Below are 16437 nucleotides of genomic sequence, written 5' to 3'. Positions count from 1 at the left end.
GCTGGCGGCTGGGGTCCGGCGGGTTGACCAGGGTTGTCCACGTGAGCCGCTACAGAATCCATGCCGTCTCCAAGATGTGTGGCGTGTCGTCGGCGACGCTGCGCGCGTGGGAGCGCCGGTACGGCGTGCCGTCCCCTGCGCGCACGGCGTCGGCGTACCGCCTGTACAGCGATGACGACGTCGCGGTGGTCAAGAAGATGCGCGACTACGTGAACGGCGGGATGGCGGCCGCCGAGGCGGCGCGCATGGTGCTCGAGACGGAGGCGCCGCGCGCGCCGGCGCCCTCGAACGGCGGCGACGCGTTCGCGGGCGCGAGCGAGCGCATCGTCGACGCCGCGATCCGGTTCGATCCCGACGGCCTCGAGGCCGAGGTGAACCGGGCCCTCTCGCTCGGCCCTGCGGTGACGATCTTCGAGCGCGCGCTCGGCCCTGCGCTCGAGCGCATCGGCGATCTCTGGCACGAGGGGAAGATCACGGTCGCGCAGGAGCACCTCGCCTCGCAGGTCCTCGGCGCGACGCTGCTGCACCTCCTGCGGCTCGCGCAGCCGGGCGAGAGCGGGCGGCGCGTGCTGCTCGCCGCCTTCGCCGACGAGGATCACGTGCTCGGGCTGTTCGGCATCGGCCTGCGCTTCTGCGCGTGGGGTTTCCGCTCGATCGTGCTGGGCCCGCGGACGCCGCCCGCCGCGATCGCGCGCGCGGTCGAGTCGCTCGCGCCGGACATGGTCGCGCTGACGGTCGCGATCCCGCCGCCGCCGCCGACCGCGCGCGAGCTCATCGACGCCTACGCCGACGCCTGCCGGGACGCGGCGTGGATCGTGGGCGGCGCGGGCTCCGAGGCGCTCCGGCCGTTCATCGAGGCGCGCGGCGGCATCGTGGCGGCCCCGGACATCGGGGAGATCCGCGCGCAGGTCGAGTCCGCGCTGCTCTCGCGCCGGCGCCGCAAGGACGCGAGCTGAAGGCGCGCCGCGGCCGGCCCTCGATCTGACGGAGCGCGCGCCGCGGTCAGCCCTCGACCTCTTTGCGGAGCAGGTCGAGGAGCTTCGCCTGCGCCTCGGGCTTGAGCTTGCCCTCGGCCGCGAAGAGCACCTGGCCGTTCTTGCCGACGAGGATGACGTTGCTGATGCCGCGGCGGAGGCGGTAGGCCTCGCGGAAGGTGCCGTCCCAGTCGCAGTAGATGGTCGCGCCGACCTTCCGCGACTCCTCGCGGATGGCGTCCTTCACGAACCCCTTCGCCGGCCAGAAGTCGTAGGAGCTCACGTCGGCGACCGCGGCGACGGCGATGGCTCGCCGGTAGCGGTCGCCCTTCGCGAGCTTCGCCACCGCGTCCTTGAGCGCCTGGTTCTGCGTCGCCGAGTCCTTGTCCTCGTACATGATGAGGACCGGCTTGCCCCACAGCGCCTTGAGCTGGAGCTCGCGGCCGTCGGCGTCCTCGACGCGCGCGTTCGGCGCCCGGTCGCCCACGGGCGGCAGCGCCAGCGCGGCGCCCGCGATCAGCGCGAGGGCCAGCGCCGCGGCGGACGCGGCCGAGAGGAGGCGGGCGGTCCGCGAGCGGCGAGCGGCGAGCGGGCGGTTCGGCATGTCCATGGTTCGTAACATTTCCGGGAACGTGCTCCCAGGGTTGTTCAAGCTGGTCGATTTGCCGGGCGGGCGCGGCAGGAGCGTCGTGCTGGAGCTTGCCGGAGGCGTCTTGCGGGTGTCCTGGAGGTCCTTTGCCGGGAGGCGGGCCGGGGCTGTTGTGTCCGCTTTTCCTGCCGGTCTGGCGCGGGCACGGGCGGCTGGCCCGGCTCTTGACACCCCCGGCGGCGTGCAAAGATTGGGCGGTGCGAAGAGACCGGCTCTCGGAGCCAAGGTCCCGTAACGCTACAACAAAACGGCCGTCGCGAGCAGGGTGACGGCGCCGCGGGCGAGGCCCCGGCGCGCGCCGCGCGCGGGGGTCACGGAGGAGTCGTCATGCTGAACCGTTACACGGATTTCGATCGCACGTTTGCCATGATGGATGAGCTTCGCCGGCGGATGGATCGGGTGTTCGAGGAGTACGACGCGCCCCGCTCGTCGCTCCGCGGCGAGTTCGACCAGTCGCCCCGGTACACGCCTGGCCCGCGCATCCACCTCTACGACACGGGCAGCGCGCTGGTCGTCAAGGCGGACCTTCCTGGGCTGACGGAGAAGGACGTGCAGATCTCGCTCAACCAGGACGTCTTGACGGTGAGCGGCGAGCGCAAGCCGGACGCGCCCGAGGGTTATCTGGTCCACCGCAAGGAGCGGGGCGGGGTGCGCTTCAGCCGGAGCTTCACGCTGCCGAGCAAGGTCGATCCCGAGAAGACGACGGCGGTGCTGAGGAACGGCGTGCTGACGCTGACGCTGAACAAGGCCGCCGAGGCGCAGCCGCGGCAGATCACGGTGACGGCGCGCTGAGGCGGGCGGGAGCCGACGGAGCGGGAGCCGACGGAGAGGGAGGCTCCCGCGAGCAGCGGATTTGGAATGCGTTGAAGGAGAGAAAGCGAGGAAGGAGTGAAGAAGATGAGCACCGATCGCAACTTGACGAACCGCGCTGAGACCAGCCCTGAGAAGATCCAGCAGCGCCCTGCGGTGGCCCCGGCGGTGGACATCTACGAGAACGCCGAGGAGCTCCTGGTCGTGGCGGATCTTCCGGGTGTGACGCAGGATCATCTGGCCATCCGCCTGGAGAAGGGGGAGCTGAGCTTCGAGGGCCGGCGGACCGACGCGGCCGAGCGCGAGCAGAGCGCGGACAACCTGCCGGACTTTCGTCGCAGCTTCGTGGTCCCGCAGGGCATCGACTCGGACAAGATCTCCGCGGAGCTTCAGGCGGGCGTCCTGCGGATTCACCTGCCGAAGAGCGCGTCGCTCAAGCCCCGTCAGATCCCGATCAGCGCGAGCTGATGTGGCGTGTGAGCGGTCGAGGCACCGCGTCGCCGGCGACTGGTGGGCCCCTCGGGGCGCGTCGGGGCGGCGCGCGGTGCCTTTCGCGCGTTCGGGGTGCCCTCTGTCGAGGTGCCCCCTGTCCTGGAGGGGCCGGTCTCGGCTACTGTTTCCGCGTGCCTCCTCTGCGTCGTGTGCTGCCATCCTTTGCCTTGACCGCGCTGCTCGTCTCCGGCTGCGGCGCGCTGCTCGGCCTCGACGAGTTCACCGATGCGCCCGCCGGGGGGACCGGGGGCGGCGACGCGACGCCCTGCGCGCGGGGCGACACACGGGCGTGCTACGGGGGCGCGAGCGAGACCGAGGGGGTCGGCATCTGCGCGCCCGGCAGGCAGACCTGCGGCGCGGACGGGAGCTGGGGGGCTTGCGAGGGGCAGGTGCTCCCGGGGGAAGAGGACTGCAACGAGAGGGGCGATGAGGACTGCGACGGCGTGGGGTGCAGCGACGTCGCGTGGGCGAGGATGGTGGGCGCGGGGCCTGGATACTGGGTAATGTCGATGGCGATCAGCCCCAAGGGAGATCGCATCGCGCTCGCAGGTCTCTATCAAGGCGAGCTCAACTTCGGTCCGGATACCACGACGGTCCTGCCGGAGCATTCTCACGGCAGTGCTTTCATGGCCATGTTCGATGGCGAGGGTAATCACGTGTACAGCATCGGGCTGCCGCTCCCGGGAGACAGCGCTGCCGCGGTGGCTCTGGACGCAGACAGCAATGCGCTGTTCACGACGAAGTACACGGGGACCGTGGACCTTGGCGGCGGCGATCTTTCGGCGAATGGCACCAGTGACATGCTGGTCGTCAAGCTCGACGCGAATGGAAAGCACAAGTGGAGCAAGCAGTTCGGCGGTCCGGAAGGTCAAACTATACCGATCGACATCGCCGTGACGCCCGACGGCGATGCGGTGATCACCGGGGCGTTCAGCAGGACCGTGACCTTCGGCGGCCTCACGCTTGAGACCGGGGAAGCGTCGGACATGGACGGCTTTCTGGTCCGACTGAGTGGTGAAGACGGCAGCCACGTATACAGCGCTCAAATCGGGGACCTCACAGGAGATATCCCGGGAGACCAGTACTGCAGAGGCGTCGGGGTCGATGCAACGGGCCGTGCGGTGGTCGTCGGTACATTCACAAACTCGATCGACTTCGGTTCTGATTACACGCTCGATGACGCCGACAACACAGGAGTAGTCAGCTGGGTGGCCCAGTTCGACGCGAAGGGAATGCCGCTCTGGAGTACCACTTTCGGCCATGGCAATGACGGAAGCACGGTGGAGATCAGCGGTATCGACGTCGATCCTGAGGGCAACATAGGCATCGTGGGGCTATTCTCCGGCACGGTCAAATTCCCGAGCACGAACAACTTGCGCGTGACGCGCGAGACCAAGGGCGCGGACGACGTCGACCTGTTCGTCGTCCGCCTATCAAAGACCGGCACCCATTCGTGGTCGAAGCAGCTCGGAGATCAGACCGATCAGAGCTGGAGCCTACCCCTTCAGGGCGTCGCGCTCGACAGCGAGGGTGAGCTCATCTTCGCAGGGGGTTTCCGCGGGAAGGTGGATTTCGGCGGCGGGGAGCTGATCGCCAACGACACAGACTGGTTCATCGCCAAGTTTGATGCTTTGGGGACTCACAAGTGGAGTCATCGTTACGGAAGCGGCGCGGCCTTTCAGGGAGCGACATCCGCAGCGGTCCATTCTGCGTCGCGCGAGATCGTCGTGGCAGGCCTCACCGACGGCGCGATCGATCTGCTGGATCCGCCGCTGACGACAGATAACGCCAGCCTAGTGTTGGCGCGACTGTCACCCTGAAAACGATCGCGAAGAAGAAGCGCTGTTCCGCGCGACGCACGTAGGATCAGCCCGAGCGGCAGCAGGCATGTCGGGACGTGCAGGCTCAAGGCAACGCTGCATTGTTGCCGCTGACCGTCAGCGTCCACGCCGCATCGTCGCCGCAGGTGGTCCCGTCCACGTGCCGCACCTCGAGGCTGAACCAGCGGTGGTCGTCAAGAATCGGGAAGTCATCCCATGTCGCATAGAACGACTCGGGTGTACCCTGCCCCCTCACGCCGGAGGCAAAGCAGTCCGGCGCGTCGAGCCCCCCCTCATAGACGATCAAATCGAAGTTCATGCCCGGTGGGGACCTGAGCGTAGCGCGAAAATGCTCGGAGCTAGCCTCGTCGTCCAAGTCGACTATCTTGATCTTGAACCACTTCGACGTAGTCCCTGTCACTGTCAGCTCGTCGCCGCCATCGTCGCCCGAGATCTCACCGAGGTCCTCTGCCCCCGCGCACGTGTTCGGCGAGCCATAGTCGCATTCGCCCGTCGCCCCGCCCTCGCCCCCGCCTCCATCGCTGCTCCCGCCCTCGCCTCCGGCGCCGCCGACCCCGGCGGAGCTAGAGCTGACGCTTGAGCTCGCTCTCGAGCTCGAGGACGCGTCCACCCCTCCGGCGCCGCCCTCGCCTCCCCCGCCGCCGCTTCCGCCTCCGCCGGCTTGCTCCTCGTAGTACCCGGGCATCAACTCATCGGTGCCGTTGGCGCACGCAGCGAGGATGATGAGGAGCGCAGGAACGACCAGCTGCCGGTGGGGCGTGAGCATTGAGAGCATTCTATCTGCTCTCGCGAGAGCGGTCCAAGGAAGCCACCCGGTGGAATGCGATACCGTGACGATGCGCACCACGGGCCCGTAACGCTCGCGACCCGCCGAGTTGCATCCGTTACCATAGACCTGAATTTCCCAGGACATGACGAAGGCGCACCGCACCGCAGCACGGACGGCCGCAGCAACGTCCTCGAACCACACCTGGAACTCGGCACCTGGCACGCTGCACGGGACCGCCGCCTGGCGCACTGCGTGGGCCGGGAGGACATCGCCCCCTCCCGCCCCGTCCAGCGTCGAGTAGGCCCGCCCATACGAGCGCCAGATCCCCGGAACCCCGCTCCCTTCCCGGCCCCCCGTCGCGCCGCGCCCCGCCCGGCGTCCCCCCCGGCTTGCTTCCACCTCGGCCCTCAGCATCGGCCCAGCCCGCCTCCGCCCCGTCCGCCGCTCCATCCGCCGCTCCGTCCGCCGCGCTTCCGCGCCGGCGCGCATTTCGATAGGCTCGGCGTCGCTGACGCTGAAGCCCGCCCTCGACGCCCTGCTCTCGCTGCGCGCGAAGACGCTGCTGGCGATCGCCGCCACGCTGCTCGGGCTCAGCTTTGCCCTGTACGGCGTCTCGTCGCGGGCGCTCCTCGCCAACTCCATGGCCGCCGAGGCGCAGGACACGCGCCGCACCGTCCAGGTCGCCCTCAACCTGATGAGCCAGGCCGTCCACGACTTCAACGCCCGCTGGACCGACTGGAGCCAGTGGGACGACGCCCACGGGTTCGTGCAGGACGGCAATCAAGAGTTCGTCCGCTCGAACCTGGTCGCCGAGCTCTTCGACATCGCCCGCATCGATCTCGCCGTCTTCGCCGACGCGGACGGAATCCCCGTCTACAGCACCGGTTACGATCGCGCCGGGAAGCGCTGGGCCCCGCTCCCTCGAGGCATCGCCGAGCGGCTCCGCGTCGGCGATCTCCTGTTCGGACCCGATGCGCCGCCGAGCGCGGTCCGGGGCGGCATCGTCCTCCTGCCGGACGGGCCCATGCTCGTCTGCTCCCAGCCGAGCGTCGGCAGCTCGGGCCGCGGGCCCGTCGCCGGCACCGTCACGTTCGGCCGCTTCCTCACCGACGCCGAGATCAAGCGCCTCACCCAGCCCGCCGGCCTCTCGCTCGCCGTGCGCCGCCTCGACGACCCCGACCTGCCCGCCGACTTCCGCGAGGCCAGCGCCGCCATGGCCGGCCCCGAGGCGATCCTCGTCCACCCGCTCGGCGAGGACCGGATCGCCGGGTACACCGTCCTCGACGACATCGACGGCCGGCCGGCGCTGCTCCTGCGCGTGGACAACGACCGGGCGATCCTCAGGATGGGCCACGACACCCTGCGCTACCTCGTCCTGGTGACGGTGCTCGTCGGCCTCGTCTTCGGCGGCGTCACCCTGCTGCTCCTGGAGAGGCTCGTCCTCTCCCGGCTCGCCCGGCTCAGCCGGGAGGTCACCGACATCGGCGGCGTCGGCGACCTCTCGGCGCGGGTCGCCATGCCGGGCACCGACGAGCTGTCGCGCCTCACCGGCTCGATCAACGGCATGCTCTCGGCCCTCGACGCGAACGCCCGGCGGCAGAGCCAGCAGAAGACCGCGCTCGAGCAGGCGAAGGCGGCGGCGGAGCGGGCCCACGAGCGCTCGGACCGGCTCCTCCTCAACATCCTGCCGCGATCGATCGCCGAGCAGCTCAAGGAGCACGAGCAGCTCATCGCCGAGCACTTCGAGGACGTGACCATCCTCTTCGCGGACATCGCCGGCTTCACCTCCCTCGCCGCGCGGCAGAGCCCGACCGAGCTCGTCGGCCTCCTCAACCGCATGTTCTCGTCGTTCGATCAGCTCGCCGACCAGCATGGCCTGGAGAAGATCAAGACCATCGGAGACGCCTACATGGTCGTCGGCGGCCTGCCCGCGCAGCGCCCCGACCACGCGAGGGCGATAGCGCGGATGGCCCTCGCGATGACGCGCGCCATGAGCCAGTTCCCGGCCGACGACGGCGAGCCGTTCCGGCTCCGGATCGGCATCAACACCGGGCCTGTCATCGCCGGCGTGATCGGCAAGAAGAAGTTCAGCTACGATCTCTGGGGCGACGCGGTGAACGTGGCGAGCCGCATGGAGTCGAGCGGAGAGCCCGGGCGCGTCCAGGTGAGCGAGGCGAGCTATGCCCTGCTCCGGGGGGACTTCCTCCTCGAGGAGCGTGGCCTCGTGGCGATCAAGGGCAAGGGCGCGATGAAGACCTATTGGCTCCTCGGCGAGAAGACACCGCAGTAGCGCGGCGGCCGCGCGGCGCGCGACACGCGATGCGGGGCGCGCTTCGCCCGGCGCGGCCGCGCGGACCGCCGCGTCCGCGCCCGAGGCCGCGATTGACAAGGCCTGGCGGGCGTGCAATGGCTGCCCCCCGCCCGATGTCAGACCTGGAGCGACGCGCCCTCATGGACAAGCAGGCACTGAACGAGACGACGCTTCCCGTCACCGTCCGCGAGCCGGGCCCCGGAGAGGACCGCGACGAGCTCGTGCGCCTCCTGTTCGGCGACGCCGCCGCGTCGGCCAAGCGGCCCGAGGAGTACGAGGCGCGCTATCCCCGCCGCCCCCTGCCCAAGGGCGCGATGGTCACCCGCTACGCGCCGAGCCCGACCGGGTTCATGCACATTGGCGGCATCTTCGTGTCGCTCATCAACAAGCGGCTCTCGCTCCAGAGCGAGGGAGTCTTCTTCCTCCGCCTCGAGGACACCGACGTGAAGCGCGCCATCCCCGGCGCGCTCGACACCATCGTCGACTCGCTCGCGCGCTTCGATCTCTCGCCCCAGGAGGGCGTGCTCCGCGCGCCGGCGAAGGAGGGCGGCGGGCCGGAGGCGCGGGGCGAGTTCATCCAGCAGGGCAGCTACGGCCCCTACATCCAGACGGAGCGGGTCGGGATCTACCGGGATTACGCGATCGACCTCATCCGCCGCGGCTTCGCCTACCCCTGCTTCTGCACGGTCGAGGAGCTCGACGCCATCCGGCAGGAGCAGATGGCGCTCACGGTGAAGCCCGGATACCACGGCCGGTGGGCGAAGTGGCGCGACGCGCCGCTCGCCCGGGTGAAGGAGGCGCTCGCGAGCGGCACCCCGTTCGTGCTCCGGCTGCGCGCCCCGGACGACGTCTCGGGCCGGGTCGAGTGGAAGGACGGCGTGAAGGGCGTCATCTCGATGCCGGTCAACGATCTCGACACCATCCTCCTCAAGTCGGACGGCATCCCGACCTACCACTTCGCCCACGCCGTCGACGATCACCTGATGCGGACCACGCACGTGATCCGCGGCGACGAGTGGATCTCGTCGATGCCCCTCCACCTGCAGCTCTTCCGCGTGCTCGGGTTCAAGCCGGTCGAGTACGCCCACGTCCCGCCGATCCAGAAGCTCGATCGCGTGGAGGAGACCGACCCGGAGACGGGCGAGCAGAAGGTCTCGGACGCGCGGCGCAAGCTGAGCAAGCGCAAGGACCCCGAGGCGAACATCGAGTATTACCGGGAGATCGGCGTCCCGGAGACGGCCACGATCGAGTACCTGCTCAACATCGCCAACTCCGCGTTCGAGGACTGGCGCAAGGCGAACCCCGACAAGCCCTATTCCGCCTTCCCCCTCAAGCTGAACAAGCTCGCCCCCGGCGGCGCCCTGAGCGACCTGGTCAAGCTGAAGAGCGTCAGCCAGGCGGTCGTGAGCCGGATGAGCGCCGAGGACGTCTATGCCCAGGGGCTCGACTGGGCGAGGACGTACGACAAGGAGCTCGCGGCCCTGATGGAGCGAGATCCGGAGTACACGAGGCGCGCGCTCGGCATCGAGCGCGGCGGCAAGAAGTCGAACAAGCGCATCGTCACCTGGCCCGATCTGCGCCCTCAGCTCTCCTTCTTCTACGACGAGCTCTATGACGGCCTGACGTCGTTCGATTTCCCCGAGAACGTCCCGGAGGCAGACCGCTCGGCGGTGCTCAAGCAGATGCTCGACGCCTTCGATCCGGCCGACTCGAAGGAGGCGTGGTTCGAGAAGGTCCGGCAGATCGGCGTGACCCTGGGCTACGCCGGCGAGGTGAAGCAGTACAAGGCCTCTCCCGAGTCGTGGAAGGGCCATGTCGGCGACGTCTCGATGGTGATCCGGGTCGCGATCTGCGGGACGCGCAACAGCCCCGATCTGGCCGAGGTCATGGCGGTGCTGGGCGAGCAGCGCGTGCGGGCGCGCATCGCGCGCTTCCTCTGAGGCGCGGGGTGGCGAGCCCGTGGGCGGCGCGCCCTGGGCGCGGGCGGCCGCTGCGCCGCGGGCGGCGGCGGCAGGAGGAACGATGAGCGAGGTGTGCCGGTTCGCCCCGTCGACCACCGGGCCGGCCCACCTCGGGACGCTCGCCGCGGCGCTGCTCGCGTGGCTCGACGCGCGGTCGCGGGGCGCGCGGCTGCTGCTCCGGCTGGAGGACCTCGATCCCGACCGATGCCGGGCCGAGTTCGCGCGCTCCCTGGAGGAGGATCTCGCGTGGCTGGGGCTCGATTTCGACGAGCGCGTCGAGCAGCACACCCGGCGGGCGCACCACGAGGCGGCGATGGACCGGCTGGAGGCGCTCGGCGCGCTGTACCCCTGCTCCGCGACGCGCGAGGAGGTGCGCGCGATCGGCCGGCGCGCGCCCGACGGCGGCTGGGCCTACGACAACCGCAGCCGCGGACGCGCGCTGCCGCCCGGCGGGTGGCGCGCGAGCGCGGAGCCGATCCGGGCACGGCTGCCGGACGGGGTGTTCCGGCCCGTCGACGAGGGCGGGCTCGATCTGTCGCAGGAGCCCGCGCTGGCGATGGGCGATCCGGTGGTGCGCCGGCGCGACGGCGCGTTCTCGTACCAGCTCGCGGTGGTGGTCGACGACGGGTCGGCGGGCGTGACGCGCGTCGTCCGGGGGCGCGACATCGCGCCGAGCACCGCGACGCAGGCGGCGCTCCAGGCGCTGCTCGGGCTGCCGGCGCCGGTCTACCGCCACCACCTGCTCCTCCTGGAGGAGCGCGGCGGCAAGCTGGCCAAGACGCACGGCGCGGCGCGCGGCGCGGCGCTCGCCCGGAGCGCGCCCGCGCTCTCTGGCGCGCTCGCGTGGTGCATCGGCCTGCGAGATCGGCCGGAGCCGTGCACGCCGGCGGAGCTGCTGCGGGAGTTCAGCTGGGCGAGGGTCGCGACCGCGGACCGGGTCGTGGCGTGGCGGGACGGGGAGCTCGAGGTGCGTTCCTGACGAGGTCGCGTCGAGGAACGGCGCCGCCGTCTCAGGCGCTCGATGGACGGACGGGCGGAGGTCAGGCCGGCAGCGGCGAGACGGCGAGGCTCAGCAGCGGAAACAGGGCGACGATCGCGTTCGGACGCGGCAGATCGTCGTCGTCGTCGTCATCGCGCCGGCCATCGCGCCCGCGGCGGGAACGGCTCCCGAACAGCATCCAGGCACGCCGCGCCTGCGCGGCGAGGTCGCGCGCTAGTCCCGACGAGGTGTCGTCTCCATGGGGCATCATGTCGGGCAGCCGCTTACCACGATTCCGGGCCGACGCGCCAGCTTTCTGCGCGCAGGCTCGACCGCTGCGCCCTCCGAACGGCGGGCCGCCCCGAACCGAGGATCGCCGAGACAGAACGCGCTCTCCGTTGAGGAGAACAGCTGCACTGATTTTTGATGAGGTGGGCGCAGGGCGTCCCTGGCGGCACGTGCTCGAATGCGCCATGAACGTCGCCCGGACTTTTCATGGCCGCCGATGTCACCGCCCTGAAGCCTTCGTCGCCTTTCGCCGCCTTCGAATCGCACGATTTCCGCGTGTACGCGGCGGCTCGCCTGCTCGCCACCATGGCTTACCAGATGCAGTCGGTGGCCGTGGGGTTTCAGATTTACGACCTCACGCGCGATCCGCTCGCGCTCGGCTACGTGGGTCTCGCCCAGTTCCTCCCCATCGCGGGGTTGTCCCTCGCCTCCGGGCACGCGGCGGATCGCTTCGATCGGCGAGGGATCCTCCTCCTTTGCTACCTCACCTCGTCGCTCGCGGCGCTCGCGCTCTTCGTCCTCGCGCGCTCGCCGACCCCGAACGTGTCGGCCATCTATGCCGTCCTCGTGCTCCTCGGCACGGTGCGCGCCTTCCAGGGGCCGGCCGGCGCGTCGCTCCTGCCGTCCCTCGTGCCCGCGGCGCACTTCCAGAACGCCGCGACGTGGCAGTCGACGCTCTGGCAGGTCGGGGCCATCGGCGGACCGAGCGTGGGCGGGGTGCTCTACGGCGTCTGGAAGGCGCCCGCGCCCGTCTACCTGACCGCGAGCCTCGCGCTCGGCGCGGCGTCCGCGGGCCTCCTGGCCGTGCGGGCGCGCACGGGGCGCATGGAGAAGAAGCCGCCGTCGCTCGCCACGGCGCTCGCCGGGCTGCGCTACGTCTACCGGAGGAAGGTCCTGCTCGCGTCGATCTCGCTCGACTTCGTGGCGGTCTTCCTGGGCGGCGCGGTCGCGCTCCTGCCCATCTTCGCGACCGACGTGCTCCGCGTCGGCCCTCAGGGGTTCGGCCTGCTGCGCGCCGCGCCCGCGGTGGGGGCCGGGCTCATGGCCGTGCTCCTCGCGTTCCGGCCGATCCGGCGCCACGCCGGGACGAAGATGCTCCTCTGCGTGGGGGTGTTCGGGCTCGCCACGGTCGTGTTCGGCCTGTCGCACAGCTTCCTGCTCTCGCTCGTCGCGCTGACCGTGATCGGCGCCGCCGACATGGTGAGCGTCGTCGTGCGGATGACCCTGGAGCAGCTCGCGACGCCGCCCGAGATGCGCGGCCGCGTGAGCGCGGTCAACATGGTGTTCGTCGGCGCCTCGAACGAGCTCGGAGAGCTCGAGTCGGGCACGCTCGCGAGGCTCATCGGGACCGTCCCTACCGTGATCGTCGGCGGCCTTGGGACGATCGCCGTCGTGCTGCTCTGGGGATGGCTGTTCCCCGAGCTGCGCGCGGTGGACAGGCTCGAGGACACGCGCGCGACCTCCGAAGAAGACGCCGCCGCGAAGGCGTGATGAGCGCCGCGCGCGACGTGCGCCGCGCGCCCGCGCGGGCTCACGTTCGGCAGAGCGCAGCGCACCGCCGATGCCGCGCTCGCGCCGCTCGATGAAAGATGAACGATGAACGATGGGCGCGAGTCGCCCTCGCGGAGGACCGAAGGGAGCCAATCCACGCTTCGGCCCCGCGATAAACGCGCGGAATGACTCTGCTGCGAAAACACTTGCGCACCGCGTACTGCCGTCCGCACGATTGGCAATTTGACAAGGACGGTACAAATGCACGCTGGGCGGCACGCAATCATACAATGCCTGGCGATAATCCCAGCCAGGCTGTCCTAATTGCTTGACACAGAGGGACAACAGGACCTTACATATGTCATGGACTCGATTATCGCGTGGGCGGTCGGTATCATGATCGCATGGGCCCCGCCCGGGACGAGCCACATCAAGGACGCGGTCGAGACGCCCGAGGACGGCCGCGCGCGCTATCACGAGATCGCGCGCGCGGCGGCGAAGGTGGCGTATGATCCCGAGTTGAAGCCGCTCTTCGGCGGCCCGCGCGGGCGAGCCGATACGATGGCGCTGCTCCTGTCGATCGCATATTTCGAGAGCGGCTACCGCCGGGACGTGGATCTCGGCCTCGGGAAGCTCGCGCGCGGCTCGGGGGTCGACTCCTGTCTGCTCCAGATCCGCGTCGGCGCCGGCAAGACCCGGGAGGGGTGGTCGCACGAGGACCTCGTGTCGGATCGCGAGAAGTGCTTTCGCTCGGGGCTCGCGCTGATCCGGAGGTCCTTCGGGGCGTGCCGCAAACAGGAGGCGCTCGACCGGCTCAGCGCATACACGCGCGGCAGGTGTATCGCCAACGACAAACACTCGAGAGCACGTATCGGACGCGCGCAGCACGTGCCGCGCGCTCCGATGACGGACGAGGCGGTGCTCGCCTCCATGCTGGGGGGCAAGGCCAAACCCGCTCCGCGGCCGGCGCCGGCGGCGGCGGCCGGAAACGATAGCTAGCTCGGAAGATCGGCAGATCGATCGATCCTCGTCCAAGCAACGTGCGATGCCGACGCTGCGTGGAGCAGAGTCGGGCTCGGGCCGGTCCGATGCCCGTTGGCTCGAGGAGCCGAGTTGCTGTAGAGTCCCCTGCCCAACACAGGAGGACGAGGATGAAGCTCACCTATTTTGCAGTGCGCGGACGCGTGGAAGTCGCCAGGCTCATGATGGAGCTGCGCGGCGTACCTTACGAGAACGAGCTCGTCCCTCTGGAGCGATGGATGCAGCCAGACACCAAGGAGCGATTCCAGAGCTGTACCCCGTTCGGGCAGCTGCCCGTGCTGCAGGACGGGCGGCTCACCCTCTGCCAGTCCCAGGCGATCAACCGCTATCTGGCGCGCAAGCTGGGGCTCTACGGCGACACGCTCGAGGAGAGCGCGCGCGTCGACGAGGTGACCGAGACCGCGCTCGAGGTGGTCCTGGACGTCGGCGCGCTCCTCTGGAACCCGCGCTTCCATGAGGTCCGCGCCGATCACCGCGCCGCCACCGGGAAGAAGCTCGAGCAGCTGGAGGACTATTTCGTGCGCACGCGCGCCGACGCCGAGCACTGGATCCAGCCGGGCCGCACCACCCTGGCCGACGTCGCCATGGCCTTCGCCGTGGAGACCATCATGCCCGTCCATACCGGCCTCGTGAAGGAGTTCCCGGAGCTGCTCCGCGCGACGACCGCCTTCTTCTCGGCAGACCGCGTCCGCGAGTACGTGCGCAGCGATCGACGGCCCCGCACGTGGACCATCCCCATGGCCACCTTCGGCGGGAAGCCGGAAGAGACCCACCAGTGGACCGACTGAGGTCCGGCGGGGCCGGAGACGCCGCCGGCGCCCTCGACCAGCCCGGCAGCGACGGCTCTCGCCGCGGCGCGCGGCTCAGCCGCGGACCAGGGCCATGGCCGCGTCGGCGGTGAGGTAGCTCTTGCTCTTCATGCCGAGGCGGATCGACGACAGGCTCACCTCGGACTCGCCCTGGAGCGCCGCGAGCGTCAGCGCGTTGTGGCAATAGATGTTGATGAGCTTCGGGCTGCCGCCGCTCCTCGCGTGCAAGAGCTGCTGCGACGCGAGGTCCAGCTTGAGCCCCCGCCCGCTCCCGCCGACCGACCGCATCCTGAAGTCGATGTACTCGATCATCTCCTGCTGCGTCATGCCGGGCAAAAGGAGCGATTGCGCGCCGGTGTAGAGCTCGCGCGGCACGCCGTTCGACGCGAGCGTCGCAGGCAGATCGGGGGCGCCCACCAGGATCATCGACAGCCGGCCCAGGGGGGCGCAGCGGAGGATGTCGTGGAGCTCCATCAGGAGGTCGTGATCCTCCGGATCGACGCCGTCGATGACCAGGACCGCGATCGCGTCCGGCCCGGCGCGGAGGAGCGCCTGACCGAGGAACGCGTCGACAAGGAACTGCTGGCTCAGGGTCGGAGAGATGGCCGTCGCCCCCACCTGCCTGCACAGCGACACGAGAGGCCGCGTCCCGAAGAGCAGCTGCGGCTCGATCGTGAAGACCTGGATGCGAGGGACCTTGTTCTTGATCATCTCGCACACGAACGTCCGGCCGCTCCCGGGCTCGCCCACGAGGATCGCAGGGCGCTGCCCGGCCACGATCTGCGACGCCAGGGTCCTCAGGATCCAGGCATACGGGCCCGCATCCCAGAAGAAGCTCGGCTGCCGGATGTCGCTGAACGGATACCCGGTCAGCCCGAAATGGTCGCGGTAGCTGTACTGGCCGGTGAAATGCCCGAGCGCGGTCGAGCTGTTCACCAGGATCGTGCCCGTCGGCGTCGCGACCGAGCCCTTGGGCGCCGGCGGCAGCTCGCTCACCCGCGTGTCGGAGAGCTCCATCGTGGAGAGCAGGCTCGGGCGCTTGGGCTCCGGCAGCTCCCGCGGCCGCACGCTGCTGCGCCGGAGCATCAGCATGTCCTCGAGGAACGCCACGATGTGCCCGGCGGACGGCCGCTCCTGGGGCCGCTTCGCCATGCAGCGGCGCAGGAGCTCCGCGAGGAGCGGATCGATGTCCGGCATCGACAGCTTCGGATCCGGGACCGGAGCGTGGCAGTGCGCCTGGAAGCAGCCGGCGAGATCCCGCGCCGAGTACGGCGTCCGGCCGACCAGCAGATGGTAAAAGGTGCAGCCGAGGCTGTAGATGTCGGACGGGGGCGCGATCTCCTGCCCGGTCCACTGCTCCGGGCTCATGTAGAACGGCGTGCCCTCCAGCGTGCGGGAGGCGCTGGCGCTGCCGAGCGGGCCGCTCTCCGGGTGCGACGCGAGGCCGAAGTCCGCGATCTTGAGCGTCCCCGACGCGTTGAGGAGGAGGTTCGCGGGCTTGATGTCGCGGTGGGAGATGCCGAACGAGGCCGCGAGCTCGAGCGCCGCCGCGGCCTCGCGCATCTTCTCGATCCCGAACTGCTCCGGCAAGCGTCCGCCTTGCTGCTTGGCCGCCTGCGCCATGGTCAGGCCGTGGACGTACTCCATGGCGATGTAACGGACGTCCTCGTCCTCGCCGACCTGGAAGATCTGCACCACGTTCGGGTGGAGGAGGCGCGCCGCCGCCCGCGCCTCGCGCAGGAAGCGGTCGCGCCGGTCGGGATCCGTGTCCGCGCTCCCCTTCGCGATGATCTTCACCGCCACGTCGCGCTGGAGGACGGTGTCCCGGGCCAGGTAGACGGCGCCCATCGCGCCGATGCCGAGCAGCTGGATCAGCTGGAAGGGGCCCAGCCACTGTCCCGCCAGTTGGGTCAGCGTCATCGCAGGATCCGCGATCATCGGAGAGTTATTCCCATCTTGACATCAAACCCCTGCGCTCGCCCGGCGCATGCGTCGGCCCGAGGTCACCGGTGATCACCCGCG

Annotated in this window: 14 protein-coding genes; 10 read left to right on the top strand and 4 right to left on the bottom strand. The window is 70.0% G+C overall.

Annotated features, from left to right (window positions below; all coding sequences use genetic code 11):
- Positions 1 to 41: 41 nt before the first annotated feature.
- Entirely contained in the window at positions 42 to 956 is a 915-nt protein-coding gene (locus WMF33_RS03955; protein WP_437335880.1) for a MerR family transcriptional regulator, read from the top strand.
- 46 nt (positions 957 to 1002) lie between these two features.
- On the opposite strand, the gene WMF33_RS03950 is transcribed toward WMF33_RS03955, so the two are convergent.
- The gene (locus WMF33_RS03950; RefSeq protein WP_437335879.1) at positions 1003 to 1584 is read right to left on the bottom strand and encodes a YtfJ family protein; all 582 of its coding nucleotides are present in this window, start codon (positions 1582 to 1584) and stop codon (positions 1003 to 1005) included.
- A 366-nt stretch (positions 1585 to 1950) separates the two neighbouring features.
- Between WMF33_RS03950 and WMF33_RS03945 the strand changes: the two genes are divergently transcribed.
- The 3 genes from WMF33_RS03945 (at position 1951) to WMF33_RS03935 (ending at position 4745) form a co-directional block, all read left to right on the top strand.
- On the top strand, positions 1951 to 2415 hold the full coding sequence (locus WMF33_RS03945; RefSeq protein WP_061626667.1) for an Hsp20/alpha crystallin family protein: 465 nt from the start codon (positions 1951 to 1953) through the stop codon (positions 2413 to 2415).
- Between the two features lie 105 nt (positions 2416 to 2520).
- Entirely contained in the window at positions 2521 to 2901 is a 381-nt protein-coding gene (locus WMF33_RS03940; RefSeq protein ID WP_437335878.1) for an Hsp20/alpha crystallin family protein, read from the top strand.
- A gap of 191 nt (positions 2902 to 3092) precedes the next feature.
- Positions 3093 to 4745, top strand: a complete 1653-nt coding sequence (locus tag WMF33_RS03935) for a hypothetical protein (protein ID WP_437335877.1) — start codon at positions 3093 to 3095, stop codon at positions 4743 to 4745.
- An 85-nt stretch (positions 4746 to 4830) separates the two neighbouring features.
- Here the strand turns inward: WMF33_RS03935 and WMF33_RS03930 are convergent, their stop codons facing one another.
- Complete coding sequence (locus WMF33_RS03930; protein WP_437335876.1) at positions 4831 to 6177, bottom strand: hypothetical protein; 1347 nt, start codon at positions 6175 to 6177, stop codon at positions 4831 to 4833.
- Between WMF33_RS03930 and WMF33_RS03925 the strand changes: the two genes are divergently transcribed.
- From WMF33_RS03925 to WMF33_RS03915, 3 genes are all read left to right on the top strand, one after another.
- Positions 6176 to 7825 carry an adenylate/guanylate cyclase domain-containing protein gene (locus WMF33_RS03925; RefSeq protein WP_437335875.1) on the top strand — a complete coding sequence of 550 codons (1650 nt, stop codon included), beginning with the start codon at positions 6176 to 6178 and terminating at the stop codon, positions 7823 to 7825. The genes WMF33_RS03930 and WMF33_RS03925 overlap by 2 nt on opposite strands.
- Before the next feature lie 161 nt (positions 7826 to 7986).
- Positions 7987 to 9786 carry a glutamate--tRNA ligase gene (locus WMF33_RS03920; RefSeq protein ID WP_437335874.1) on the top strand — a complete coding sequence of 600 codons (1800 nt, stop codon included), beginning with the start codon at positions 7987 to 7989 and terminating at the stop codon, positions 9784 to 9786.
- 82 nt (positions 9787 to 9868) lie between these two features.
- Entirely contained in the window at positions 9869 to 10786 is a 918-nt protein-coding gene (locus tag WMF33_RS03915) for a glutamate--tRNA ligase family protein (protein ID WP_437335873.1), read from the top strand.
- Between the two features lie 61 nt (positions 10787 to 10847).
- Here the strand turns inward: WMF33_RS03915 and WMF33_RS03910 are convergent, their stop codons facing one another.
- The gene (locus WMF33_RS03910) at positions 10848 to 10985 is read right to left on the bottom strand and encodes a hypothetical protein (RefSeq protein WP_437335872.1); all 138 of its coding nucleotides are present in this window, start codon (positions 10983 to 10985) and stop codon (positions 10848 to 10850) included.
- 296 nt (positions 10986 to 11281) lie between these two features.
- Between WMF33_RS03910 and WMF33_RS03905 the strand changes: the two genes are divergently transcribed.
- From WMF33_RS03905 to WMF33_RS03895, 3 genes are all read left to right on the top strand, one after another.
- Entirely contained in the window at positions 11282 to 12565 is a 1284-nt protein-coding gene (locus tag WMF33_RS03905) for an MFS transporter (RefSeq protein ID WP_437335871.1), read from the top strand.
- A 363-nt stretch (positions 12566 to 12928) separates the two neighbouring features.
- Entirely contained in the window at positions 12929 to 13564 is a 636-nt protein-coding gene (locus tag WMF33_RS03900) for a hypothetical protein (RefSeq protein ID WP_437335870.1), read from the top strand.
- A gap of 152 nt (positions 13565 to 13716) precedes the next feature.
- Positions 13717 to 14394: a glutathione S-transferase family protein gene (locus tag WMF33_RS03895; RefSeq protein WP_437335869.1), complete on the top strand. Its 678-nt coding sequence runs from the start codon at positions 13717 to 13719 to the stop codon at positions 14392 to 14394.
- Positions 14395 to 14469: 75 nt separating this feature from the next.
- Here the strand turns inward: WMF33_RS03895 and WMF33_RS03890 are convergent, their stop codons facing one another.
- The gene (locus WMF33_RS03890; RefSeq protein WP_437335868.1) at positions 14470 to 16335 is read right to left on the bottom strand and encodes a protein kinase domain-containing protein; all 1866 of its coding nucleotides are present in this window, start codon (positions 16333 to 16335) and stop codon (positions 14470 to 14472) included.
- Between the last annotated feature and the right edge of the window lie 102 nt (positions 16336 to 16437).

Source organism: Sorangium sp. So ce394 (assembly GCF_051474665.1).
Classification (GTDB): Bacteria; Myxococcota_A; Polyangia; order Polyangiales; family Polyangiaceae; genus Sorangium; species Sorangium cellulosum_D.
The sequence above is the reverse complement of the archived record's forward strand: the minus strand, read 5'-3'. Positions and strand labels throughout refer to the sequence as shown.